This is a genomic window from Rothia sp. (in: high G+C Gram-positive bacteria), assembly GCF_030540545.1.
Taxonomy (GTDB): Bacteria; Actinomycetota; Actinomycetes; order Actinomycetales; family Micrococcaceae; genus Rothia.
In genome coordinates this window covers 21135-44429 of the sequence record NZ_JAUNVZ010000002.1, presented here as the reverse complement: position 1 = coordinate 44429, position 23295 = coordinate 21135, and the positions used below count along the sequence as shown (strand labels likewise).

Sequence of the window (23295 nt, the reverse complement as noted above, 5' to 3'; positions counted from 1 at the left end):
GCACGCGGACAGAAAAAGCACACGTAAAAAGCCCGCACTCATCCCCCTATAGGAGGATGAATACGGGCTTTGAAGCATCAGAGAACCTTAGTGCTGCGGCTTCTCACCGTGCTTGACCACAAAGGCCAGCAGGAAGGCAAGACCTGCAGTAATAGCCAGCAGGGTCAGACCAATCATGTAGTTCTTGTGATCGGCATTGTAGGTTGCGCCCATGACCAGCGGCGGGAAGAAGCCACCGAGCGCACCGGCAGCAGCAATCACACCGGAGGTTGCACCCACATTGTTCGGATCAGCCGCGCGGCCCACCCAACCGAAGACCGAGCCGGAGCCCAGACCCAGCAGACCAGCCATAGCGATGAAGATCGGGCCGTAAACGTGCTCACCCTCGGGGTTGACGAATGCCAGCACCAGAGCCAGCAGGGTCACGCCGCCCAGAGCAAAGAGGGTCACAATCTTCGGGCCGAACTTATCAGCCAGCACACCACCGAAGGGGCGGGTAATCACAGCAGCCACCGCGAAGCCCGCAGCCATCACACCAGCGTCAGCAATAGCCTTGTCGTAGACGTTGACCAGGTAGGTGGGCAGGTAGTTGGAGAATGCCACGAATGCACCGAAGAGCACAGCGTAGAGGAAGCACAGCTGCCAGGTGGAAATCTGCTTGAACGCCAGCTTAATACCGGGCAGCAGGGGCTTGGGCTCGCGACCCTTGGTTGCGGGCGAATCACGCAGGAAAAGCAGGCAGAGAACAGCCAGGACAACGCACAGTACCGCCACGAAAATGTGGGTCGGGAAGTAGCCGATGCTTTCCTTCAGACGGGGAGTGAAGAAAGCCGAAACCGCGGTACCGACCATGCCAGCACCGAACACACCGGTAGCGAAGCCCTTCTTCGAAGCGTCATACCAAGCGGAGGAGAAGGGAATACCGATAGCAAAAACAGTACCGGCAATACCCAGGAAGAACGCCACGATCAGCATCATGGTGAAGGACTTAGCCGCACCGGCAACGCCCACCAGCAGAACCAGCGGTGCTGCAATGAACAGCACGGCGCTCATCATAATGCGACCACCGAAGCGGTCAGTCAGACCACCGGCGGGAATACGGCCAATTGCGCCAATGAAAATGGGCATAGCGACCAGCAAACTGGTCTGGCTTGCGTCCAGGTTCATCTGCTCGGGGCTAGCGTAGAACTTAGCTAGAGGACCGATAATGGTCCATGCCCAGAAACCAACAGCAGATGCGAAGGTGATCAACAGAAGGTTGAACAGCTGACCTTTCTTCAGGTCATAGCTCGGTGCCGAGCTCGCAACGTTAGTGCTCATTATCCCTCGTTAGGTTAAGGTAATTAGGAATTTAAGTGTGCGTATATGGGTGAAGAGGAAGCGGGTTCGAGGTGCGCACAGCGCAGAATCATCGAACCCACCTCCTCTTCAAAGTAGTATCTAAAATACCGTATTTACTTATTGTATCTTAGCTGAACGACTTGTGCTTGTGGATAGTCTGGTCGTTATCGTCACCAATCAGGGACTTGTTAACCCACACCTGATCCCAACCACGACGGGTGTTCACGCGCTCGCCACGGCGAGAACGGTACACGGTGTAGGGGCGGAACAGGTAGTGCAGCGGCAGAGAAAGCGCGTGCACCAGGCGGGTAAAGGGCCAGATAATGAACAGGCACAGTGCCGATACAATGTGAATCTTGAAGGAGAGCGGAACCTCAACCATGTACGCCACCTCGGGGTGGAAGTAGAACAGGGAACGGAACCAAATCGAAATAGACTCACGGTAGTTGAATTCCTCACCGGTGGTATGGAATTCAGAAGGTGCAACAGCGGACAGAACGGTCGCTGCGGTACCCGCCAGAAGCACAAAGATCAGCACAATGTACATGAACTTATCGTTCTGAGTGGTAGCCGCCCACACATTGGGAACCTTCAGTCGGCGCCACACCAGCGCAACCAGACCGGCCAACACAGCACATGCTGCAACGGACCCGGCGCTGAGCGCCATAATGTGATAGAAGTGATCGGTAATCACAAAGTCAGTCAGGAATTTAGGAACAAGCAGACCGACAACGTGACCGCCGAAAACACCCACCATACCATAGTGGAATGCCGGCGAAGCCCACTTCAAAATCTTGGATTCGTAAATCTGGGAAGAACGGGTGGTCCAGCCGAACTGGTCCACACGGTAACGCCAGATAGTGCCACCGATAAAGACGAACATTGCTACATAGGGCAGTGCGCCCCAGAGGAAAATGTCGATAATATCGGGGGTAATAGTCGGGACATACGGCGCGGGCTCGTGATGTCCATGGTCACTGGCAAGGTACATCAGGTGCTCCTTTAGCTCTAAATATCTTTCGGGACAGCCGCTTGCATAGCTTGCTGCACACGCGGATCATCATAACCGGGCAGGCCCACAGTCTCCGTCGGCGGACCGTACGCAGCCATCTTCTGCACCTGCTCCTGAGTATCGGGAGAGGCACCGGGCAGCGTATCGCAAATCGCCTGCATTAGACCGTAATGCGGCAGCTTATCATCGCGCATAGCCAGGCGAGTCAGCTCCAAAGAGGGGCGGTATGCCTGAAGGGCAGCGCGGCCGGCGCGGCGATCGACCAAAGCCGCAAACTCCAGCACCAGGGGCAGATAGTCCGGCAGTTCGCCGTCCAAATCCGTCACCATACCGGAATCGCGGTACATCTGCTTGAAACGTACCAGCGCCATACCGCGACGGCGAGTATCGCCATCGGTCCAATAGGACAGGTGCAGGGAATGACGACGGGAAAGGTCGTACTCCTGAACATAGCTGGACTGAATATTCTCCAAATCATCGGAGTGCATCCAATCCGCCACGGTCTGCACAGCCGCAATGAACTGCTCATTACCGGTGGAGGCAGCAATCTGCTGCAGCTCCGGTAGGGAGTCAAAAAGCTCCTGGCTGGGGTAGCCCAGCAGCATGCCCGAAATCTGATAGATCACGGAGTCTGCGTCGGTACCCGGACCGTAGTCAAAATCAAAGGGGTCGCCACTAGGGGCGCGGCCCGCCTCCTGCTCTGCAGCAGAGGAAGAGGCGGAACCGCGACCCATCAGCTTGGAAAAGAAACCTGCCACGGTTTATTACTTCTTTCCGGAGGTATCGGGGAAGAGACCATCCGGACGAGAGGTACCATCCCAGCTAAAGAGGCTGACCTTGTTATTGGTTGCGTACACGCCACCAGCAACGGGAACCGGACGATCGGTCATATCGTTGAAGGCGTCGGTGTACATCATGCCCGGGCCACCATCAACGTTCAGGGAGCAGCCCATTTCCTCCAGGTTGTGGGCGTCTTCCATATGAGCCTTAGGAATCACATAACGCTCATTGTACTTAGCGATAGCCATCAGGCGGTACATTTCGTACATTTCCTGACCGGTCATGCCAACAGCATTAGCGATCTCTTCCTTACCCACACCACCGAGCGAAATATCGCGCATGTAGGAGCGCATTGCAGCCAGGCGCTTGAGCACGCGGGTAATCACTTCGGTGTCACCTGCGGTCAGCAGCTCTGCCAGGTACTCCACGGGGATACGCAGTGCGTCAATCGCGCCGAAGAGGTTACCCTGGTTCTCCGCGTCGTGGCCCTGCTCCTGGAGCAGGTCAACAATCGGAGACAGCGGCGGCACGTACCAAACCATGGGCATGGTGCGGTACTCGGGGTGCAGGGGCAGAGCCACCTTCCATTCCTTCGCCAGCTTGTACACGGGCGACTTCTGAGCGGCCTTAACCCACTCATCGGGAATGTTTGCCTTGCGAGCCTCGCGAATAACCTCGGGGTCGTGCGGGTCGAGCATCAGGGAGAGCTGAGCCTCGTAGAGGTCCTTCTCATCCGGAACGGATGCTGCCTCGGTCACGCGGTCAGCATCGTAGAGGAAGATGCCGATGTAGCGCATACGACCCACGCAGGTCTCGGAGCAGACGGTCGGGATACCGGCCTCAATACGGGGGTAGCAGAAAGTACACTTTTCAGCCTTACCCGTCTTGTGGTTGAAGTACACCTTCTTGTAGGGGCAACCGGTCACGCACTGGCGCCAACCGCGGCAGCGGTCCTGGTCAACCAGCACGATGCCGTCTTCCTCGCGCTTGTAGATAGCGCCGGAGGGGCAGGATGCCATGCAGGAGGGGTTCAGGCAGTGCTCACAAATACGGGGCAGGTAGAACATGAAGGTCTGCTCGAACTCGAACTTAATCTTGTCCTCAGACTTCTTGCGTACCTTCTCAACCAGCGGGTCGAGGTGACCGTACTCGGGTGCGCCACCGAGGTTATCATCCCAGTTCACACCCCATTTGATCTTTGCATCCTGACCGGTGATGGAGGAAACCGGCTTTGCAACCGGGAAGTCATCACCCAGGGGAGCCTCGATCAGCTGGTTGTACTCGTAGGTCCAGGGCTCGTAGTAATCCGAGAGGGTCGGCTGAACCGGGGAACCGAAGATGGTGAACAGCTTCTTGAAGCGGTTACCGCTCTTGAGCTCCAGACGACCGCGCTTGTTCAGCGTCCAGCCGCCCTTCCACTTCTCCTGATCCTCATAACGGCGGGGGTAGCCCTGACCCGGACGGGTCTCAACGTTGTTGAACCAGATGTATTCGGTACCGCTACGGTTGGTCCATGCCTGCTTACAGGTCACGGAGCAGGTGTGGCAGCCGATGCACTTATCGAGTGCCATCACCATTGCAACTTGTGCCATGACACGCATTAGTAGGTAACCTCCTGAGAGCGGCGGCGGACATAGGAAACAATGTCACGCTGGTTGCCGGTAGGACCGAGATAGTTGAAGGCGTATGCCAGGTGTGCGTAGCCACCGATCAGGTGGGTCGGCTTGACCAGGATACGAGTCATCGAGTTGTGGATACCGCCACGCTTGCCGGTGGTTTCGGACTTAGGAGTACCGACCACACGCTCCTGAGCGTGGTAGACGTACATGACGCCCTCGGGCATACGGTGGGTCACAATAGCGCGACCGACAAAGACACCGTTCATGTTCACACACTCGATCCACTCGCCGTCCTTGACGCCAATCTTCTCGGCGTCCTGGGGGCTCATCCAGGCTTCCTGACCACCGCGGTGCAGGGAGAGCACGTGCTGGTTGTCGAAGTACTGGGAGTGGATGGACCACTTGTTGTGGGGGGTCACGTAGCGCACAGCCACGGACAGGCCCTTGCCGTTATCCTCAACGGTGCCGATTTCCGGCTCGTTGTACAGGCTCGCCATATCCAGCGGCGGGCGGTAAATCGGCATAGCCTCGCCCATTTCGTGCATCCAGTCGTGATCCAGGAAGTAGTGCATACGACCGGTCAGAGTGTGGAAGGGCTTCAGACGCTCAATGTTCACGGTGAACGGAGCGTAACGGCGGCCGCCGGTTTCAGAACCGGACCACTCGGGGCTGGTCATAACGGGCACGGGTGCTGCCTGGGTCATGGGGAAGGTAATACGCTTTTCTTCGTTACCCTCAGCCAGGTCGATCAGGTGCACGCCGGTGGTCTTCTCCAGCTCCTTGAAGCCCTTCAGAGCAACCTCACCATTGGAGGTACCGGAGATGCACAGAATTGCTTCTGCGATCTTGGTGTCGGTATCCAGGGCGGGGCGTCCTGCAGCGTGACCGGAATCCATCACGCCGAACTCTTCAGCCAGCTTGGTGATTTCGTGGTTAATATCCACGGTCACGTACTTGATGGTGGTACCCAGCTTATCCAGCAGCGGACCCACGGTGGTGTACATATCGTAGATAGCACCGTAGTTACGCTCAACGGTCATGAAGTTGGGCATGTTCTTACCGGGAACACCCACCATGTTCGGATCCAGCTTCCAGTCCGGTGCGTGACCGCCGGGCTGCTGAATCTGCTGCGGGGTGTCGTGGTGCAGAGCCAGGGAGACAATGTCCTTACGAGTACCCAGGTGGGTCTTTGCCAGACGCGAGAATGCGTATGCCAGAGCCTTGAAGGTCTCGTGGTCAGTCTTAGCTTCCCACGGCGGGTCGATTGCCGGGGAGAAGGCATGCACGAAGGGGTGCATATCGGTGGTCGAGATATCGTGCTTCTCGTACCAGGTAGCAGCCGGCAGAACCACGTCGGAGAGCAGGGTGGAGCTGGTCATGCGGAAGTCCGCGGTAACCAGCAGGTCCAACTTGCCCTGGGGTGCCTCGTCGTGCCACTTAACTTCCTTGGGCGGGTAGTCCTTGTGGTCTGCGCCCTGGACGTTGTCCATGGTGCCCAGCAGGTGCTTAATGAAGTAGCTTTCGCCCTTTGCGGAGGAACCGAAGAGGTTCGAACGCCACAGCACCAGGGTACGGGGCCAGTTGACGGGGTTGTCCACGTCTTCCACGGAGAAGGACAGGTCGCCGGAGTTCAGGCGCTGTGCAACGTAATCAGCGTGGCTGGTTGCGGTGCCTGCCTGGACTGCTGCCTCTGCCTTATCCGCCAGATCCAGAGAGCTCTCGGGGAACTGGGGGAAGAAGGGCATCCAGCCCATACGCACCGAACGAGCCACCACATCGGCGGTGTGCACATTGCGCAGCTCGCCCTTACCCAGCGGAGACTGGATGTAATCGGTGGAGTGACCGTCCTGACGGAACTGGTCGGTGTGCATGTACCAGAAGGAGGTACCGGGCTGGGTGCGCGGGGGGCGAATCCAGTCCAGAGCGTTTGCGAGGTGGAACCAACCGGTAATGGGGCGAGCCTTTTCCTGGCCCACGTAGTGAGCCCAACCGCCGCCGTTACGGCCCTGGCAACCGGTCAGGTTCAGCAGGGAGAGAATCGCACGGTAGGTGGTGTCAGCGTGGTACCACTGGCAGATACCAGCACCAAAGATGATCATGGAGCGACCGTGAGAGTCGATACCGTTCTGTGCGAACTCGCGTGCCACGCGAATAGCAGCTTCGGGAACCACGGAGGTGATTTCTTCCTGCCATGCGGGGGTGTTCTGCACGGATGCATCGTCGTAGCCGGTGGGCCATACGCCGGGGATGCCGGGGCGGCCAACGCTGTGCTGAGCCAGAATCACGTCGAAGACGGTGGTAACTTCCATACCTTCGATGTAGGTTACGGGCACACCGCGGGTGACCACGTCACCATTGCCCTTGGGGTTATCGAAGGTGGGCAGCTTGATTTCAACTGCCTTTGCCTCGCCCTGGGGCAGGTCACGGATAGAGAGAATGGGCTTACGGCCGTCCAGCTTGAGGTTCCACTTGCCCTGATCGGACTCGGAGTAGCGGTGGCCGATGGTGCCATTGGGTACGAAGACCTGACCGTCTGCACGGTCCATGAGCACCGGCTTCCACTCTGCGTTTTCCTGGTTCTTCTCGCCAGCAAGCATTGCTGCGGTGACGAACTTTGCGGGAACCTTGGTGCCGTCGGGGCGGGTTTCCAGGGTCACCAGGAAGGGAAGGTCGGTGTAGGTCAGGGAGAAGTCCTCGAAGAACTCCACGCGCTTATCAACGTAGAATTCCTTCAGGATCACGTGGGTCATTGCCATTGCAAGAGCCGCGTCGGTACCTGCCTGTGCGTGCAGCCACTCATCGGCGAACTTGGTGTTGTCCGCGTAGTCGGGGCTGACAGCAACAACCTTGGTACCGCGGTAGCGGACCTCAGCCATCCAGTGCGCGTCAGGGGTACGGGTCACGGGGATGTTAGAACCCCACATGATCAGGTAGCGTGCGTCCCACCAGTCGCCGGACTCGGGCACGTCGGTCTGGTCACCGAAGACCTGGGGGGATGCCACGGGAAGGTCAGCGTACCAGTCGTAGAAACTGGTCATAACGCCACCGATCATCTGGATGAATCGGTTACCTGCGGTGTGGGAGACCATGGACATTGCCGGAATCGGGGAGAAGCCGATGCAGCGGTCCGGGCCGTATTCCTTAATGGTGTGCACGTGCGCTGCTGCAACGAGCTCAATAGCTTCGTTCCAGGTAGAGCGCACCAGACCACCCTTACCGCGGGCGGTGATGTAGCTATTGCGCACTGCCGGGTCGGATACCACAGCGTGGAATGCGTCCACGGGGTCCGGATGGATAGCGCGAGCGGCACGGTATGCCTCGAGCAGCTTACCGCGGACGTAGGGGTACTTAATACGGGTGGGAGAGTAGGTGTACCACGAGAAGGATGCACCACGGGGGCAGCCGCGGGGCTCGTACTCGGGGCGATCGGGGCCTACCGAGGGGTAGTCAGTCTGCTGTGCTTCCCAGGTGATAATGCCGTCCTTGACATACACCTTCCAGGAGCAAGAACCGGTGCAGTTAACGCCGTGAGTGGAGCGCACTTCTTTATCGTGGCTCCAGCGATCGCGGTAGAAGGAATCAGCCTTACGACCGCCCTGGCGGAAGACCGCACGGCCGTCCTCGGTCTGATCCCATTTAGTGAAGAACCGACCAAATTTAATGAGCTGATCGGTCAGCGGACCATCCGGTCCTTTAACCTGAGGGTTGTCCAAACCCTTAATCTGTGCTGCTTGTTCCATACCGCTAATATATCGGAAATTCCGCCTAAAAAATACAATATAAAAGTGTGTTCTAATCGAGCACAGCTTAAGGGTTATTTAAACCGTAAGCCAGGCAGCAACTCCACCCCGCAAAATATATAGGGGAGCCTTAGTATAAGGCTCAAGTTCCCTTGCTGCAGGGATAGTACGAGTGAAACCGGTGCAATATAACACGAGAGCATGAGAATTTTTGCTGACACTTTGGCGGAATATCGCGCCCAGGGTGCCATTTTTTGCCGCTTCCATAATTTCGGTCAGCGGAAGATTAACCGCCCCGGGCAGAGCGAAGGCTTGGAACTCCACGCGTTCACGCACATCGATAAGGTCTATTTGACCTTCTTTCAGCAGTATTTTCAGTTCCTGCGGGGAAATTTCCCTTAGCTTATGTCGCGAGTTTTTCGTGACTAAATTCACACCACTTTCCACTGTTTTTTCAGTGGTGCGGCTCTCTTTTCCTCCCTCATTCTCTTTTTCAAAAGTCACGGGAAGGTCATCATTAGTATTACCTTGCTCGACACTCTTAAAGACCGAACTAGCTGTTAATGATGCATAAGTACTCGCTTGAGAGGGCAGGTCACTTTTTTCGCTCTCCCCCGCCTGCACAGAGCCTGAGACGCTCAGAGCGCTCGGCGCCACCGGCTCCCCCAGAGCAAGGGGCACATACTCCCACTGACCGCTCAAACCAGAGAAGCTCGCCAGGGATCCCAACAGAGTCTCTCCACTACCGGTGAGCAGCTTAATAGCCTCCAGAGCCATGGAGGTACCCACAATACCCGCGAGCGCACCCATCACTCCCGCAGTGCTGCACGAAGGTACCGAACCCTCAGCCGGAGCAGCCGGGTACAGGCTCTCATAGCGCACGCCGCGCGCCGCCCAGAAGACACTCATCTGAGCATCAAAACCCAAAATCGCCGCCCACACATGGGGAATACCCAGGGCAGCGCAGGCCTCAGAGAGAGCATAGCGTGCAGGAAAGTTATCGCTGCCATCGAGCACCAGGTGGTAGCCGGAAAGCAGATCCAGGGCGTTGGAGGCATCCAGGCGAACTTTAGCCACGCTCACCGAAATATGCGGGTTGAGTTCGCGCAGGCTCTGGGCGGCAGAATCTGCCTTGGAAGTGCCCACTCGGGAGGCAGAGTGAATCACCTGGCGGTGCAAATTGGAGGTCTCTACCGCATCATCGTCAATAATGAGGATTTGCCCCACCCCGGCACCCGCCAAGTACAGCAGCGCGGGGGCGCCCAGCCCACCGGCGCCCAGAACCGCCACGCGGGAGGCTTTGAGCGCACGCTGTCCATCCATACCGATCTCGGGCAGCAGAATCTGACGCGAATAGTAGCGCTGTTCAGCCTCGCTCAGCTGAACATTCGCTGCCGGGCTCACCGGGCAGGGAAGCTGAAAATCCTGGGACATAAAACCCTCTCACTCGCTAGTTTGGCGTCCCCTCTATCCGGGGTGCAGGGTGAATTAAAGAGAAGAGGACGGGTGCACCTGCAGTACACCCGCCATCCTTATCTTTAGCTGGGGTTGGTATCGATACCGACCCATTCAATGGAGCCATCGTGCAGCTTTTGTTCCTTCCAAATAGGAACCTGAGCCTTAATGCGATCGGCAACCATTTCGCAGGCGTCAAAGGCGCGACCGCGATGAGCGGCTGCTGCCATAACGGTCAGAGCGGATTCGCCAATGGCAATGGGACCCACACGGTGTACCGCCCACAGGCGCACGCCGTCCAACTCAGCAGCCACGGAGGCAACCGTCTCGGCCATAAATTCCTTAGCCTGCGGGTGAGCGCTATAGCTCAAACCGTTGACCGCCGAACCGTGGTCGTGGTTGCGTACAATGCCGTCAAAGATCACCAGGGCGCCCATGGCATCAGTCATGACCTGCTCTTTAGCAGCTGCGTAGAGCTCTTCTAGGGGTTGCTCGGTAATATCGCTGAAGACCACCAGGGAGCCGGTGGGCTCTCCGGAGGTAAAGCCTTCGTGATTAATCGTGGTCATGGTAGTCCTCCAGCTGACGCAGAATATGTTCCAGAAGCGGCTCTAGGGTGGTGCAGCCATCCTTAACTCCACCGCGCGAGCCGGGCAGGGTCATAACAAAGCTGCGGTCAATCACACCGGCCACACCGCGAGAGAGCACCGCCGAGGGGGTGTTCTTTAGACCTTGAGTCCAGAAGGCGTGCATGACGCCCGGAACTTCCTTATCCAGGTGCGGAAGCACTGCCTCCACGGTCTGGTCATCGCTATTGAGACCCGTGCCGCCGCTGGTGAGGATCACGGTGGGCAGAGAATCATTGGCCTTACCCTCGCGCACCAGCTTGTCAAAGGTCTCGCCAATGGCGCGGTCCTCAACCACAATAGCGTCGGGGGTTTCAAAGCCCTGTTCGCGCAGCCAGGAAACGGCAATGGGACCCGAACGATCCTCGTAGATGCCGCGGGCTGCGCGGGTGGAAGCGACAATCACCACGGCGGTGAGGGGACGGGAGAATTCAAAAGGTTCTTTAGACATGCTCTTTCCTTGAAGTATCGGCTTTAGCGCTCTACCGACCAGTCGCCGGACTTACCGCCGGACTTTTCCAGTACGCGAATACCCTCAATGACAGCGTACTTATCCACTGCCTTAATCATGTCGAAAACGGTGAGCGCAGCAGAGGATACGGCGGTCAGTGCCTCCATTTCCACACCGGTGACACCGCGGGTCTTGACCGAGACCTCAATACGCACAAAGTCCTCACCGCGTTCAAAATCAACCGTGATTTTACCCAGGGGCAGCGGGTGGCACAGGGGGATGATCTCGGGAGTGCGCTTGGCACCCATAATACCCGCCACGCGCGCTACCGGCAGGGCGTCGCCCTTGGGCAGATTGGCGTCAAAAATTTTCTCAATCACGTCCGCTCGGGTGCGGACAAAACCCTCGGCAATAGCGGTGCGGGTGGTGATATTCTTCTCGGTTACATCCACCATATGAGCAGAGCCATCGGCGCGCACATGGGTGAGGTTTTGGGGCTGTTCGTCAGTGCTCATACTGTTCTTTCTGCGCGGGGTGTAGTGAAGGGCATATACAGGCGCGAATTACGCTTCATGCCGTATATATAAGCTTAGTCGGTGCGGGCGCTCAAAGCACCTTTGCACCGACTAAGCATAGGTTTTAGACCGCGGGATAGCGCAGCGGATAGTAGCGCACCACTTCCCCACCGGTATAGGTGGTATTGGGTTCCATCTCAATGAGAATATCCGCCTCCGCCGCGCGATGCAGCAGATGCGAGCCCGCGTGCAAATCCGGCTGGGCTTCGTGACGGTACACGCCCGGCTCCACTTCAACACTCTTGAGGGTACCGCGCATAAACTGGGTCTTCGCCGCGGGAGTTCCGTGTACACGGTCCACCTCAGGCAGATGAGTCAGGGATAGTACAGCTCGGCGCGCCTGATGCTCGGAAGTCTTGACCCCGTGCAGCAGCTCATTGCGCAGCACCGGGCGCACCAGCATAACATAGGAAATGAGGGTGCTCACCGGGTTACCGGGAACCGAAATAATCGGAATCAGCTGGCCCTTGGTGCCGGTGGCGCGCAGGGGGCGCAATTCGGTGGTGTGCAGGTCAATATCCAGCACGCTCACGCCTTGAGGGCCGCCCGGCTGCTGACTGACGTGCCCAAACCAATTGGTAATAACGGGCAGACCCAGAGCGGGGGCGCTCTTGGTTAATGCCAGGCGCATGACCTCGTACTTGCCGTGGCTAATACCGCCGGAGGTAAGCACAATATCGGGCTTGAAATCCACGCATTCGCGGCGCAGGCGCTCCACCAGGGCATCCGGGTTATCACCAATGGCAATGCGGTGCACGGTAGCGCCGTCTTCCTGTAGCAGGGCAGCAAGCATGGGACCGTTAGCATCATAAATCTGACCGGGTTCCAGTTCCTCACGTACCTGGGGGTTATCCAGTTCGGAGCGAATCTCATCGCCACCGGTGCACACCAGCACGCGCGGGCCAGCATTGACGGGCACATGGGAGTATCCCTGAGCCGCCAGGGTGCCCACCAGGGCGGGGGTAATGCGCTCGCCGCGACGAGCCAGCAGCTGACCTGCCTGCACATCCTCGCCCTTGCGGCGCACGAACTGACCAACCGTACCGGTAGCAAGCTTAATGGTCTCGGAAGGACGGCCGTAGGATTCGGGTAGATCCGGGTACTCAATACGTTCGGATTGCTCCACGGGGATCACCAGGTCGTAGCCCTTGGGGATGGGCGCGCCGGTCATAATCGGGTAGGTCAAATCGTCGCTGGCGCGCGAGCGCAGCAGGGGCTTACCGGCGGGGATTTCGCGACCCACGGTAAAGAGGCGGTTTTCGCGCTCTGCGGCTCCTGCGGTCAGGGCGTAGCCGTCCATTTGGGAGTTATCGAAGCTGGGTACGTCCATGCGGGCGCTAATATCCTGGGCAAGAATACGACCGTTTGCTTCGGAGAGGGGCACGCGATCGGTGCGCGCCACAAAGAGGGTGTTCAGCAGCAGGGATAGATATTCGCGGTATTCGTGCGGTGTGGGCACGCCCTCAAATGCGGGGGCGGGTAGACCCGGTGCAATCAATGTAGAGACCATGATTCCTCGATGTATCTGTGGCTGGTGACGTTTGTACGCCGTTATATCCATAGTAACGCCGATAAGCTTTTATCCGGCAGTCATTATCGTCTAAAAATACTTCTTCTGAACCTGTGCCTAGCGGCGAGAGGCAGCGCTGCGCATATGCTTAACGAACCGGAATAGACCGATCAGGCCAAAGACGCACAGGTACAGGCTAATGAGCATGAGCGCACTACCCAGGGCTGAGCTCATAGTGCCGCCACTAATGGCTAGGTCAATATTGAGCGGGATGGTTTCGGTTTTGCCCTTCACATTGCCTGCGAAGGTAACGGTGGCGCCGAATTCTCCCAGGGCGCGGGCAAAGGAAAGCAGGAAGCCGGTAAAGATACCGGGAGCTGCCAGAGGCAGCAGGACTTTATAGGTGATTTCGCCTGGGCTCGCCCCCTCCACGCGGGCAATCTCCTCGTATTCTTTGGGGATTGCCTGCAGGGTGGTCACGGCGCTGGCGACAAAGAAGGGTAGAGCCACAAAGACCTGGGCAATAATCACCGCGGTGGTAGTAAAGGTAATGCGTACGCCCTGTTCATAAAGCCAGGCACCGATCATGCCCTTACGACCCCAGAAGAAGAGCAGACCCAGGCCAGAGACCACGGGAGAGAAAATAATGGGGGTGTAGATGACCGCGTAGAGCACATTACCCACGGCTTTAACGCGCGAGCGGTCAATAACCTTGGAGAGTAGCAGAGCCAGGGGCGCGCCGAGCACACCGCAAATCAGCGTTGAGATGGAGGCGGTGTATAGGGATAGGCGGGTAGCGCCCAGCACCTCTTCGTCAATAATGCTATCGAGTTTGGCGAAGGGCATATTGACCAGCAGCGCCACCAGGGGTCCGAGAATAAAGAGGAAGCCAATGGCTGCGGGAATCATAAAATAGCGCGGAACAATGCTAAAGGGGCCCGCGTAGAGGGCTTTGCGGTGTTCGCGGTTAATGCTTTCTGCCGATGTGTGACTCACTGTTTTTCTCATTCTGAGGGGGTGCTGATGTGTGATAGGGAACGGTGCATAGGCTAACGGGGAGGCACGCCGGGGTAACCGGTATGAACCGGCGCTCTAGCGTACCTCCCCGTTAGCTTGAGCCAGAGTGTGCTCTGACTATGGCTTACTTGCCAGCCTCGAAACCGTAGTCCTTGAGGATCTTCTTAGCTTCCTCGGACTCGAGCCACTTGTAGAATTCCTTCGCTGCATCGGAGGAGGAGCCGTGCTTGGTCAGAGCTGCGGGGTACTCGTTCTTCTCGATGTCGGTCAGCTCGACGGAGCCCAGGTTCTTGCCGTCCTTCTTAGCGGATGCCAGGTCGGTGGTGTAGATGAAGCCTGCATCTGCTGCGCCGGTGGTGACCTTGGTGGTCACTGCGCCCACGTTTGCTTCGGTGGAAGCGCTCTTGAGCTCGATGCCGTGTTCCTTGAGTTCCTTGTGTGCCAGGGTACCGCAGGGAACGTCTTCCTTGCAGATTGCCACGGTGCCTTCGGTGGTCTTCAGGTCATCCAGGGAGTTGATCTTGCCGGGGTTGTTCTCGGCGGTGACCAGAACCAGCTTATTGGTTGCGATCACGGAGGGGGTTGCGCCCTCGAACTCGCTCAGGGCGGTTGCCTTCTTCATGTTCTTCTGGTCAGCGGTGATCAGCAGGTCTGCTTCTTCGCCCTGCTCGATCTTCTGAACCAGTTTGGAGGAACCCTCGTAGCTGAAGGTGATGTTTACATTGGGGTGGGACTGCTTGAATGCCTTGGACAGGTCCTCGCCCGCGTGGCGCAGGGATGCTGCTGCGAAGACCTTGATCTCGCCGGAAACTGCTGCTGCGGAGGAAGAGGAGGATGCAGTAGCGGTGGAGGAGGAGTTGTTGGCGGGTGCACCGCAGCCGGTCATTGCCAGGGATGCGAACAGAGCTGCACCAACACCGGCAGCCTTGAAAGTGTTCTTCATGAAGATATTTCCTTTAATATCGCCAAATTTAAGGGACAGAACGCTAGAGCATGAGTGTCTAACTAATCTGTATTCTACGATTCAGTTCATTGCTTTAATGCTATTTACACATTTATGACAGGGGGCATTCATCACAGAGGCTAACCTCAGTAAAAACTCACCCTATCTTCTGTGTCTAAGCTCGCTCGCTTCTGGGAGCGAACTTATGTGTAACATACCTACGCAAAGCCGTAAATCGTGGAATAATCGTATTATCGTCTCTTCGATGCGAAATTTCTATGAAGGTTGCTATGGCATACACCCCTAGCTCGGGCACCTCGCAACTGATTGCAGGGCCTACGTTACGTACCTTATCTTCTGCGGAAGATAACATGGGCGGATTCATTGCGCCCGAAAACCAGTCGAAGCCCCAAAAACAGGCTCCTTTCCCGGTCAAACTCAAAAACTCCGGACCCCTCTTAGATAATTCGGGACGCATCGCCACCGACCTGCGCATCAGCTTGACCGATAAATGTAATCTTCGTTGCATTTATTGCATGCCCGCCGAAGGACTGCAATGGCTGCCCAAAGACAACCTGCTCTCCGCCGAAGAAATCATTCGTCTGGCAGATGTAGCCATTAGCGAGCTGGGCGTTGAAGAAATCCGCTTTACCGGTGGCGAACCCCTGGTACGCGCCGATCTGGTCGATATTATTGCCGGCATCCACGCTCTACACCCCGAAGTGCCCCTGGCAATGACCACCAATGGTATCGGCCTAGAAAAGCGCGCCCAAGCACTGGTCGATGCTGGCATGACCCGTATTAATGTCTCCCTGGATACCATCTGCCCCGAAACCTTCGCCAAGCTCACCCGCAGGGATAAGCTCGCCTCAGTGCTGCGAGGAGTAGAAGGCGCCGCAGCAGCGGGACTCTCCCCCGTGAAAATCAATGCGGTGCTCATGCCGGGAGTCAACGATACCCAGGCACCCGAGCTGCTGGATTGGGCGCTACAGGGCGGCTACCAGTTGCGCTTTATTGAGCAGATGCCACTGGACGCGGATAATAATTGGACCCGCGAAGGCACCATTACCGCTGCCCAGATTCGTGCGCTGCTCTCCGAGCGTTTCGTACTGGGCGCCACCAGTATTGAACGAGGCGACTCCCCCGCCCAGCTCTGGGAAGTCTACCCCCTGGGTACCGAACTGGACGCAGACGGCTTCCCCGTTGACGGTCGCGAATCCCTGGGACAGGTAGGCATTATTGCCTCCGTGACCGAACCCTTCTGCGGCGCCTGCACCCGCACGCGACTAACCGCAGACGGCAAAATTCGCTCCTGCCTCTTCTCACAAACCGAAACGGACCTTATGGAACTGATTCGTTCCGGCGCGAGCGATGAAGAGCTGGCATTGCGCTGGCGTGAAGGCATGTGGTTCAAGCCCCGAGCCCACGGTAAGAATAGCGATAGCTTTACTATTGAAGAATTCGCCAAGGCAAGCCGCTCCATGAGCGCCATTGGCGGCTAATACTCAAGGACTCTCATGCAGGTTTATTTCTTTGCCGCAGCACGCGCCGCAGCCGGCACCGCACAGGCTGCCGTCGAGCTGGAGGCACTGCCCGAAGCTACCCTCCAGGCTCTCATTGATCACCTGGGGCAGCACTACACCGGCACCACCCCCTCGGGGCTGACCCTGGCTCAGGTAATGGAGCAGTGCTCCTTTTTGATCAACGGTCAGCGCTCCGAAGCCAACGCTACCCTGACAGATAATAGTCTGCGCGTGGATGTACTCCCGCCCTTTGCCGGTGGATAAGCACGCCTTTAGCCGCGCACAGAGGATAAAGTCACAGAGCCCCTATGCAGATACGGGGCTCCTGGGCTTTAATAAGGGCTATGAACTTTAGCGCGCTCATCCTCGCCGGTGGCAAATCATCCCGCCTGGAGCACACCCCCAAAGCGGGCCTCTCCAATGGAGAAAACACCCTGCTCGACTGCGCCCTGGCAGCAAGTTCCGCCGCCCGCGCCCGCGTGGTCGTAGGCCCAGGCAGCCTGCCCGTACCGGCTGATACTCTGCACACGCGCGAAGACCCGCCCTTTAGCGGCCCGGCAGCCGGCATTCACGCCGGGCTCGAAGCACTGGCAGCCCACTATGAAACTACCGGTGAAGAGCCGGCGCCCTGGTGTCTGATTCTGGGGGTGGACACTCCCCTGGTGGCTCCGGCTGTACAGCTGCTGCTTGAGCACGCAGAGAGCGCACCGGCTAAGTTGAACGGCTTCTGGGGTATCTCCGAAGGCGTCTACCAGCCTCTGATTGGAATCTACCGTTTTGAGCCCCTGCGCGTCTGCTTTGCTCGCGGTACGACCGACGCCTCCGTACGTCGATTCCTGCGCAAACTAGAGCCGCAGGCGCTGGAACTACCCGCAGGCTCCACCCGCGATGTGGACACCTGGGAGCAGGCCCACGAGCTCGGCTTCACCCAGCCCGCCTGGACCGAATACCTCTAAACTCCCTCCTACCTACCCACGCACAAGAAAACAGCTATGTCTTACGATCATCCCCCGGCGCTAAGCTGGAACGACGCGCGCGAAACCCTCTATAGCGCCGGCCAGCGCCTGTACAGCCAGCCCATCCGACATCTACCGCTGCGCCGCGCCATCGGCAGCACCCTGGCAAAGAACCTACGCGCCATGCTGCCCATCCCCCACTATGACTCCTCCGCCATGGACGGCTACGCTATCGCAGGTCCCGCTCCCTGGCGCCTGATCGTGCCCGAATACCCGGATGATTCCCGCGCCAATATTCACCGCGTGACCCTACCGCTAACCTCCGGTCAAGCAACCCCCATTTACACCGGGGGTCTGCTGCCCGCAGGCGCCGAAGCCATTGTGCGCACCGAACACTCCACCTCCTACACCCAAGGCGCAGATACCTATATCACCATGGCGGATAACCGCCCCGTGCCCGCCCCCGGCGCTGATATGCGCTACGCTGGCAGTGAGCTAGCCACCGGTGATTTACTGGCTGAACGAGGCACCCTCATTACCGCGCGCATGGCGGCATTCTTAAGCGTTAATGGCTTTGATGAACTGCCCGTCTTTACCCGCCCCACCGTACAATTCGCTTTCACCGGTAATGAGGTGATCACCAGCGGTCTGCCCGGCCCCGGCCAGGTGCGCGATGCCTTCGGCTCCTATATGGAATCCATGGTCGAATCCGCCGGATTCACCGCCCTAGATGCTGTACGTCTACCCGACGACCCGCACCGAGTGGACGAATTCCTCGCCACCTCCTACGCCGATATTATGATCTTCACCGGCGGCTCCTCCACCAGCGGAGTAGACCAGGTGCGCACCGCCCTGGCACGAGCCAACGCCAGCTACCTCTTTGAATCCGTGGATATCCGCCCAGGTCACCCCGCCCTCGCCGCGGTCCTGCCGGCACCCGCCAATAACCTGGGTACCGGTCACGGAGGTGTAGTGCTCGGCCTGCCCGGTAACCCCCTGGCTGCCTACACGGCCCTCTGCTCCTACCTGCCACCGCTCCTTGCCGGTATCTACGGTAAAACCATGCCGCAGCTAGAAACCATGCCGCTCTCCACACCCATTGCGCCCTTCAGGAAGGCAAAAGCGCATACCTTCCAACGCTTGGTGCCCGTAGCAGCTAGTGGTGGGGCTGTGGGAGCGCTGCCCAAACATGCCTCCCATATGCTCTCATCCTTCGCGCGCAGCACCCACCTGGCTCTGCTTGGACCGGAAGAGTACTCCCCCGGTCAGAGCGTGCCGGTGCTACCTGTACTCTAAAGAGCACACAGCGGGGGCTGCGTATCGCTTCGATACACAGCCCCCGCTTTTATGACAGCTGAGATAATTAGTGCTTGGTGCTACGCTTGGGCATAGCTGCCGGGTAAAACATCGCCGTACCCGGGAACCTCTTGCCAAAACCGCCCACCGGCACAAAGCCCTGACGAGCATAGAGTGCCGCGCTATCGGGGGTGGAAGATTCCAGGTACGCCGCCACACCGTCCAGACGCGCAATACCGTGCTCCAGTAGAGCAGTACCCACGTCCAGGCCACGAGCCGAGGTGGACACACCAATCATATTCAAATACCAGTGCTCAAATTTCGGGTGATAGTGCAGCAGGGTCAGCTCCTGAATAACGCCGCGAATAAAACGGCGCGGGCCCAGCATACGCATAAAAGTCCCAATATTTTTCAGATCCTCAGCCAGGCTACCCGGTCGATTCGGAGCCTCCCACAGGGCAACACCCAGAATCTCGCCGTGAGTATTCACCGCCAGGTCAATAGCGCCATTATCGCCGCTATTGAGTTCAAGTTGCATGCTGATATAGGCGTTGAGAGTATCCTCAGCGTTTTTGAAAACATATTGAAGCATAGGGTCGTTCTTAAACGCTTCAGTTAGAACAGCTGCGGTTGCTCTCTTATCAGCGGGGGTGTATGAGCGAATAATGATGTCAGTCATGTCTTCTATTCTACGTCTCGACCTGACACTATACGACCTATTTCTGAGCTCTTCCCAAACATTCACGTGCTTAAAGCCGCAAGGCGGCACCGTGTACGGTGCCGCCTTGGCGGAAAGAATCGAGAAGAAGTCGATTACTTGAGGGTAACGGTTGCGCCTGCGCCCTCGAGCTGCTCCTTAGCCTTCTCTGCGTCTTCCTTGGAAACGCCCTCGAGGATCGGCTTGGGTGCGCCGTCAACCAGGTCCTTAGCTTCCTTCAGACCCAGGGAGGTCAGGGCACGAACTTCCTTGATCACTGCGATCTTCTTGTCGCCAGCGGACTCGAGGATAACGTCGAACTCGGACTTCTCTTCTGCAGCTTCACCTGCAGCGCCGCCTGCTACAACAGCAACCGGAGCAGCTGCGGTAACGTCGAATTCTTCCTCGAAAGCCTTGACGAACTCGGAAACCTCAACCAGGGAGAGTTCCTTGAAAGCATCAATCAGTTCTGCGATGGACAGCTTAGCCATTTGTGGCTCCTTACATGTCAGTGCGGAAAACCCGCGTTCTGGTTTTGTAGAACTCGCGTTATGGAACGTGAGCCAAAATTATGGGGTGTACCGTATGGTACGCGCTGATGAGCGGAGAGAAGCTTATGCTTCTTCGGTCTCCTCGGCAGCAGCGGGTGCGCCTTCCTGCTCTTCCAGCTTGATGCGCAGGGCGTCGACTGCACGTGCAACCTTTGCGATTGCACCCTTTGCGCCGCCTGCAACCTTGGACAGCAGAACCTCGCGGGATTCCAGGTCAGCGTAACGCTTGACGTCGTCCTCGGACAGAGCAGCACCTTCGTAGTAACCGCTCTTAACGATCAGCTGGGGGTTAGCCTTGGCAAAGTCACGCAGACCCTTTGCAGCATCGATCATGTCACCCTTGATGAATGCCAATGCGCTGGGACCCTGGAGCTGGCCTTCGAATGCGTCGATGCCGGACTCCTTAGCTGCGATTGCAGCCAGCGTGTTCTTCACCACGGCGTATTCGGTCTCTGCACCGAGTGCACGACGCAGCTCCTTGAGCTGTGCAACAGTGAGACCGCGGTATTCGGTCAGGATGACTGCGTTCGAAGCTTCGAAGAGTTCCTTCAGCTCCGCTACTGCAGCGATTTTTTCCTGAGTCGCCATGGTATTCCTTCTTCCGATTCTTGTAAGTCGCCGGTACCGCGAGGCATAAAAAATGCCTCTGCACGTAAGTGAAGAGGCACGGGATAACGTACTGCGCGCATAACGGGCAGTGGTTATTCAGTTTCTTATTCACCTACGCGGGTGGTGATTTCTTCCTGGGAAGTATTCACTCTTATCAGAACTGCGCCTGCAGAGTATCTGTAGACATAGTTCTAGACCGGCGGTCTTTGGTCTAATCATCATCCCATGCTTTAGCCCCCTTTAGCAAGTTAAAGGGGGCTTAAGCGCGGTTAATCACTTAAATTCCTGCACCACACGGATTTAAGCGTTATCGGGCGTGCGGTTCAGATAGGCACGGCGGTGCCCTGAGCCGTCAAAAATAAAGCAATCGTGCGGGGCTACGCTGACTTTGACCTGCTGACCGGTTTCGTACATGACCGGCTCGTAGGCACTGGGCTCATAGACTTGCAGGCGCTGGGCGGACAGGGTGATCTCTTCTCCGCTGTCGATGGTGAGTTTCTGCCCTGCCGATAGTTCCACCTCGTAGAGCATGCCGCCAATGCGCGCGGTGGCTTCCTGCACGCGACCGGTGAGCACATTCTCCCCTGCTTCTGCCGCACGTTGGAAGGCGGTGGCGCGAATTGCCAGCGTGTGTTCACTGCCTTCCATGCGCAATTCGTTCAATGCCGGGGCTGCGGTTAAACGCGCTGCCTGAATGCTAGCGGGGTTGGCGAGGATTTCACGCGGGGTGTCCACCTGAATCACCACGCCGGCGTCCATCACCGCCACACGGTGACCGAGCTGAAGCGCCTCATTCTGATCGTGGGTCACATACAACGCCGTAAAACCAAATTCGCGGTGCAGACGCACAATATCGGCGCGAATGCTGGCACTCATTTCTTCATCCACGCTCGCCAGGGGCTCGTCAAAGAGCACCAACGGGGTTTTGCGGATCAGGGCGCGAGCAATACCCACACGCTGCTGCTGACCGCCCGAAAGCTCAGCGGGTTTGCGTTCTTCCAGCCCGGTGAGCTTGAGGATATCCAGCAGCTGGGCAAGGTACTCTTCGTCCACTTCGCCCTCGAAGCCTTTCAGGCGCACGGGGAAGAGAATATTATCGCGCACACTCAAATGAGGGTAGAGAATTGCCTTTTGGAAGACGAACCCCACCTGACCGGGGCGCAGCAGCTTTCCGTCGTAGCGAATGGTTCCCGCAGTGGGTGCATCCAAGGCTGCGATAAGACGCAACAGGGTGGACTTGCCGGTGCCGGAGGTGCCCATAATGGTGATGAGTTCGCCGGGTGCTGTGTGTAGGTCAATATCGCGCAACACGGTGGTAGCTTTACCGAAGGTTTTGGCAACGCCGCGGATCCACAGACCTTCTGCTTCGCTGTGCTTAGTGAGGGACAAAGTGCTCATACGCCCTATTATGACCTACAAAGCGGGCACTATTGGACACGAAAGATAAGGGCGGCTTGCGAGAGTATAAACCCCTCTCTACGGGGAAGAACATGAGAGGCGCAAAAGATAAGAGCCCTCTCTAACCTTTAACCAGCAGCCGCCCGCGCACAGCCAGTACGGCAACACCACCCCACAGCACAGCCAGCAGAGCGGTAGAAAGAACAACCAGGCCCCAGCCCAAAGCCGGCACAACCCCCGCATGAATCAGATGCCAGCCCACCGACACGCTCGCACCCAGGCCGAAGGAATAACCCCACAGGCTCATGGTGTACCCGGCCTGTAGAGTCCACGGCAGCAAGCGCGCCAGGAAAAGAAATTGCAGGGCACCGTAGCCGGTCAGAATCAGGAATAAGGTATCCGCCTCTCCCCCATTGGCAAGAATATAGGCGTTACCTCCCACAAAAGGCGGGGCAAGCAGAATACCCCACACACCGCGCATAGGTGCCGGCAGTGACCCCAAAGTGCGCATACGGCTTAGAACCGCAGCCTCCAGACTGATCCAGGAGAAAAGGCCCGCACCGAAAAAGAGCATGCCCCAATCCCTCCAGCCAGCGCTAGCAAGAGCCGCCGAGGAGGCAAAATTAGCCGCCACGGTAGGCAGGTACAGCACCGCGGTGGTCGCCTCCATAGTGTGCTTTCCTCGCCAAAGCCCCGGCACGCGGTACATGGCAAAGGCGAGCTGAGCAATGACCGCAGCAATAATCACCGTCTGAGCCAGCATACGCGCATAGGGCAGCAAAGCCACGCCCAGCTCAATAGTGGTAATGGGAATCAGGGAAAGGAAACAGCACAGCACAGGGTCAGCAAGCTCGGCACGGACAGCGTCCGGGCGTTTAAACACTTTGAGCCCAAAGACCACCACAAGCACCAGCCACAGCAAAGACGCCACGCCAAGGATACCCTCCCCCACCCACGCCGGAGTGTTAGAGACCGAGAAGGCGTAACGCCAGGAAAGACCCAGAGCAAAAGTACCCAGCACCACCGAAAAATAAGAGGTGGGAATCATCCAGGGGCGCGCGGGTGCCGCAGAGGATTCGGCTAACGGGAGTGCTGAACTCATGGGCGATCCATCTTTCATAACAGGCTAAGCGTACAACGGGCTTTATACAGCTAAGAATATCAACCCGGCGCCCCGGAATTCATTCCCGCACCTG

Annotated in this window: 21 protein-coding genes; 4 read left to right on the top strand and 17 right to left on the bottom strand. The window is 57.7% G+C overall.

The features are described 5' to 3' along the window. Nucleotides 1-87: 87 nt before the first annotated feature. The 12 genes from Q4P78_RS01880 to modA all read right to left on the bottom strand — a co-directional run bounded on the left by Q4P78_RS01880 (nucleotide 88) and on the right by modA (nucleotide 15069). On the bottom strand, nucleotides 88-1320 hold the full coding sequence (locus Q4P78_RS01880) for a nitrate/nitrite transporter (RefSeq protein ID WP_303338616.1): 1233 nt from the start codon (nucleotides 1318-1320) through the stop codon (nucleotides 88-90). Between the two features lie 148 nt (nucleotides 1321-1468). Beyond that, a complete protein-coding gene (gene narI / locus Q4P78_RS01875; RefSeq protein ID WP_303338615.1) occupies nucleotides 1469-2332 on the bottom strand; it encodes a respiratory nitrate reductase subunit gamma in 864 nt (287 codons plus the stop codon). 17 nt (nucleotides 2333-2349) lie between these two features. Then, nucleotides 2350-3111: a nitrate reductase molybdenum cofactor assembly chaperone gene (gene narJ / locus Q4P78_RS01870; protein WP_303338614.1), complete on the bottom strand. Its 762-nt coding sequence runs from the start codon at nucleotides 3109-3111 to the stop codon at nucleotides 2350-2352. A gap of 6 nt (nucleotides 3112-3117) precedes the next feature. Next, a complete protein-coding gene (gene narH / locus Q4P78_RS01865) occupies nucleotides 3118-4734 on the bottom strand; it encodes a nitrate reductase subunit beta (protein ID WP_303338613.1) in 1617 nt (538 codons plus the stop codon). Then, entirely contained in the window at nucleotides 4734-8492 is a 3759-nt protein-coding gene (locus Q4P78_RS01860) for a nitrate reductase subunit alpha (protein ID WP_303338612.1), read from the bottom strand. Before Q4P78_RS01860 ends, narH begins: the two co-directional genes overlap by 1 nt. A 78-nt stretch (nucleotides 8493-8570) precedes the next feature. Continuing rightward, nucleotides 8571-9926 carry a ThiF family adenylyltransferase gene (locus Q4P78_RS01855; RefSeq protein WP_303338611.1) on the bottom strand — a complete coding sequence of 452 codons (1356 nt, stop codon included), beginning with the start codon at nucleotides 9924-9926 and terminating at the stop codon, nucleotides 8571-8573. Between the two features lie 104 nt (nucleotides 9927-10030). Continuing rightward, complete coding sequence (locus tag Q4P78_RS01850; RefSeq protein WP_303338610.1) at nucleotides 10031-10516, bottom strand: molybdenum cofactor biosynthesis protein MoaE; 486 nt, start codon at nucleotides 10514-10516, stop codon at nucleotides 10031-10033. Then, a complete protein-coding gene (locus tag Q4P78_RS01845; RefSeq protein WP_303338609.1) occupies nucleotides 10503-11024 on the bottom strand; it encodes a molybdenum cofactor biosynthesis protein B in 522 nt (173 codons plus the stop codon). The genes Q4P78_RS01850 and Q4P78_RS01845 overlap by 14 nt, the downstream gene beginning before the upstream one ends. 23 nt (nucleotides 11025-11047) lie before the next feature. Then, nucleotides 11048-11539, bottom strand: a complete 492-nt coding sequence (moaC, locus tag Q4P78_RS01840) for a cyclic pyranopterin monophosphate synthase MoaC (RefSeq protein WP_303338608.1) — start codon at nucleotides 11537-11539, stop codon at nucleotides 11048-11050. Nucleotides 11540-11663: 124 nt separating this feature from the next. After that, nucleotides 11664-13109: a molybdopterin molybdotransferase MoeA gene (locus tag Q4P78_RS01835; RefSeq protein ID WP_303338607.1), complete on the bottom strand. Its 1446-nt coding sequence runs from the start codon at nucleotides 13107-13109 to the stop codon at nucleotides 11664-11666. 117 nt (nucleotides 13110-13226) lie between these two features. Continuing rightward, complete coding sequence (locus tag Q4P78_RS01830) at nucleotides 13227-14105, bottom strand: molybdenum ABC transporter permease (protein WP_303338606.1); 879 nt, start codon at nucleotides 14103-14105, stop codon at nucleotides 13227-13229. A gap of 145 nt (nucleotides 14106-14250) precedes the next feature. Then, a complete protein-coding gene (gene modA / locus Q4P78_RS01825) occupies nucleotides 14251-15069 on the bottom strand; it encodes a molybdate ABC transporter substrate-binding protein (protein WP_303338605.1) in 819 nt (272 codons plus the stop codon). 290 nt (nucleotides 15070-15359) lie between these two features. On the opposite strand from modA, the gene moaA reads away from it, so the two are divergent. The 4 genes from moaA (at nucleotide 15360) to Q4P78_RS01805 (ending at nucleotide 18844) form a co-directional block, all read left to right on the top strand. Beyond that, entirely contained in the window at nucleotides 15360-16571 is a 1212-nt protein-coding gene (moaA, locus tag Q4P78_RS01820; RefSeq protein ID WP_303338604.1) for a GTP 3',8-cyclase MoaA, read from the top strand. Nucleotides 16572-16586: 15 nt separating this feature from the next. Then, a complete protein-coding gene (locus Q4P78_RS01815) occupies nucleotides 16587-16856 on the top strand; it encodes a MoaD/ThiS family protein (RefSeq protein WP_303338603.1) in 270 nt (89 codons plus the stop codon). Between the two features lie 80 nt (nucleotides 16857-16936). After that, nucleotides 16937-17548: a molybdenum cofactor guanylyltransferase gene (locus tag Q4P78_RS01810; protein ID WP_303338602.1), complete on the top strand. Its 612-nt coding sequence runs from the start codon at nucleotides 16937-16939 to the stop codon at nucleotides 17546-17548. Between the two features lie 36 nt (nucleotides 17549-17584). Beyond that, entirely contained in the window at nucleotides 17585-18844 is a 1260-nt protein-coding gene (locus tag Q4P78_RS01805; protein WP_303338601.1) for a molybdopterin molybdotransferase MoeA, read from the top strand. A 67-nt stretch (nucleotides 18845-18911) separates the two neighbouring features. Here Q4P78_RS01805 and Q4P78_RS01800 read toward each other — a convergent pair whose 3' ends face one another. The 5 genes from Q4P78_RS01800 to Q4P78_RS01780 all read right to left on the bottom strand — a co-directional run bounded on the left by Q4P78_RS01800 (nucleotide 18912) and on the right by Q4P78_RS01780 (nucleotide 23201). Next, entirely contained in the window at nucleotides 18912-19436 is a 525-nt protein-coding gene (locus Q4P78_RS01800; protein WP_368660887.1) for a GNAT family N-acetyltransferase, read from the bottom strand. Nucleotides 19437-19657: 221 nt separating this feature from the next. Next, nucleotides 19658-20032 carry a 50S ribosomal protein L7/L12 gene (gene rplL, locus Q4P78_RS01795; RefSeq protein WP_303338599.1) on the bottom strand — a complete coding sequence of 125 codons (375 nt, stop codon included), beginning with the start codon at nucleotides 20030-20032 and terminating at the stop codon, nucleotides 19658-19660. A 123-nt stretch (nucleotides 20033-20155) separates the two neighbouring features. Continuing rightward, a complete protein-coding gene (rplJ, locus tag Q4P78_RS01790) occupies nucleotides 20156-20680 on the bottom strand; it encodes a 50S ribosomal protein L10 (RefSeq protein ID WP_303338598.1) in 525 nt (174 codons plus the stop codon). A gap of 321 nt (nucleotides 20681-21001) precedes the next feature. Next, nucleotides 21002-22099: an ABC transporter ATP-binding protein gene (locus Q4P78_RS01785; protein WP_303338597.1), complete on the bottom strand. Its 1098-nt coding sequence runs from the start codon at nucleotides 22097-22099 to the stop codon at nucleotides 21002-21004. 121 nt (nucleotides 22100-22220) lie between these two features. Continuing rightward, a complete protein-coding gene (locus Q4P78_RS01780) occupies nucleotides 22221-23201 on the bottom strand; it encodes a dicarboxylate transporter/tellurite-resistance protein TehA (RefSeq protein WP_303338596.1) in 981 nt (326 codons plus the stop codon). Between the last annotated feature and the right edge of the window lie 94 nt (nucleotides 23202-23295).

What these genes read in the sequence shown, in the direction of transcription:
- Q4P78_RS01880 (WP_303338616.1), bottom strand. Translation starts at nt 1,320, where the DNA reads ATGAGCACTAACGTTGCGAGCTCGGCACCGAGCTATGACCTGAAGAAA.
- narI (WP_303338615.1), bottom strand. Translation starts at nt 2,332, where the DNA reads ATGTACCTTGCCAGTGACCATGGACATCACGAGCCCGCGCCGTATGTC.
- narH (WP_303338613.1), bottom strand. Translation starts at nt 4,734, where the DNA reads ATGCGTGTCATGGCACAAGTTGCAATGGTGATGGCACTCGATAAGTGC.
- Q4P78_RS01860 (WP_303338612.1), bottom strand. Translation starts at nt 8,492, where the DNA reads ATGGAACAAGCAGCACAGATTAAGGGTTTGGACAACCCTCAGGTTAAA.
- Q4P78_RS01855 (WP_303338611.1), bottom strand. Translation starts at nt 9,926, where the DNA reads ATGTCCCAGGATTTTCAGCTTCCCTGCCCGGTGAGCCCGGCAGCGAAT.
- Q4P78_RS01850 (WP_303338610.1), bottom strand. Translation starts at nt 10,516, where the DNA reads ATGACCACGATTAATCACGAAGGCTTTACCTCCGGAGAGCCCACCGGC.
- Q4P78_RS01845 (WP_303338609.1), bottom strand. Translation starts at nt 11,024, where the DNA reads ATGTCTAAAGAACCTTTTGAATTCTCCCGTCCCCTCACCGCCGTGGTG.
- moaC (WP_303338608.1), bottom strand. Translation starts at nt 11,539, where the DNA reads ATGAGCACTGACGAACAGCCCCAAAACCTCACCCATGTGCGCGCCGAT.
- Q4P78_RS01835 (WP_303338607.1), bottom strand. Translation starts at nt 13,109, where the DNA reads ATGGTCTCTACATTGATTGCACCGGGTCTACCCGCCCCCGCATTTGAG.
- modA (WP_303338605.1), bottom strand. Translation starts at nt 15,069, where the DNA reads ATGAAGAACACTTTCAAGGCTGCCGGTGTTGGTGCAGCTCTGTTCGCA.
- moaA (WP_303338604.1), top strand. Translation starts at nt 15,360, where the DNA reads ATGGCATACACCCCTAGCTCGGGCACCTCGCAACTGATTGCAGGGCCT.
- Q4P78_RS01815 (WP_303338603.1), top strand. Translation starts at nt 16,587, where the DNA reads ATGCAGGTTTATTTCTTTGCCGCAGCACGCGCCGCAGCCGGCACCGCA.
- Q4P78_RS01810 (WP_303338602.1), top strand. Translation starts at nt 16,937, where the DNA reads ATGAACTTTAGCGCGCTCATCCTCGCCGGTGGCAAATCATCCCGCCTG.
- Q4P78_RS01805 (WP_303338601.1), top strand. Translation starts at nt 17,585, where the DNA reads ATGTCTTACGATCATCCCCCGGCGCTAAGCTGGAACGACGCGCGCGAA.
- Q4P78_RS01800 (WP_368660887.1), bottom strand. Translation starts at nt 19,436, where the DNA reads ATGCTTCAATATGTTTTCAAAAACGCTGAGGATACTCTCAACGCCTAT.
- rplL (WP_303338599.1), bottom strand. Translation starts at nt 20,032, where the DNA reads ATGGCTAAGCTGTCCATCGCAGAACTGATTGATGCTTTCAAGGAACTC.
- rplJ (WP_303338598.1), bottom strand. Translation starts at nt 20,680, where the DNA reads ATGGCGACTCAGGAAAAAATCGCTGCAGTAGCGGAGCTGAAGGAACTC.
- Q4P78_RS01785 (WP_303338597.1), bottom strand. Translation starts at nt 22,099, where the DNA reads ATGAGCACTTTGTCCCTCACTAAGCACAGCGAAGCAGAAGGTCTGTGG.
- Q4P78_RS01780 (WP_303338596.1), bottom strand. Translation starts at nt 23,201, where the DNA reads ATGAGTTCAGCACTCCCGTTAGCCGAATCCTCTGCGGCACCCGCGCGC.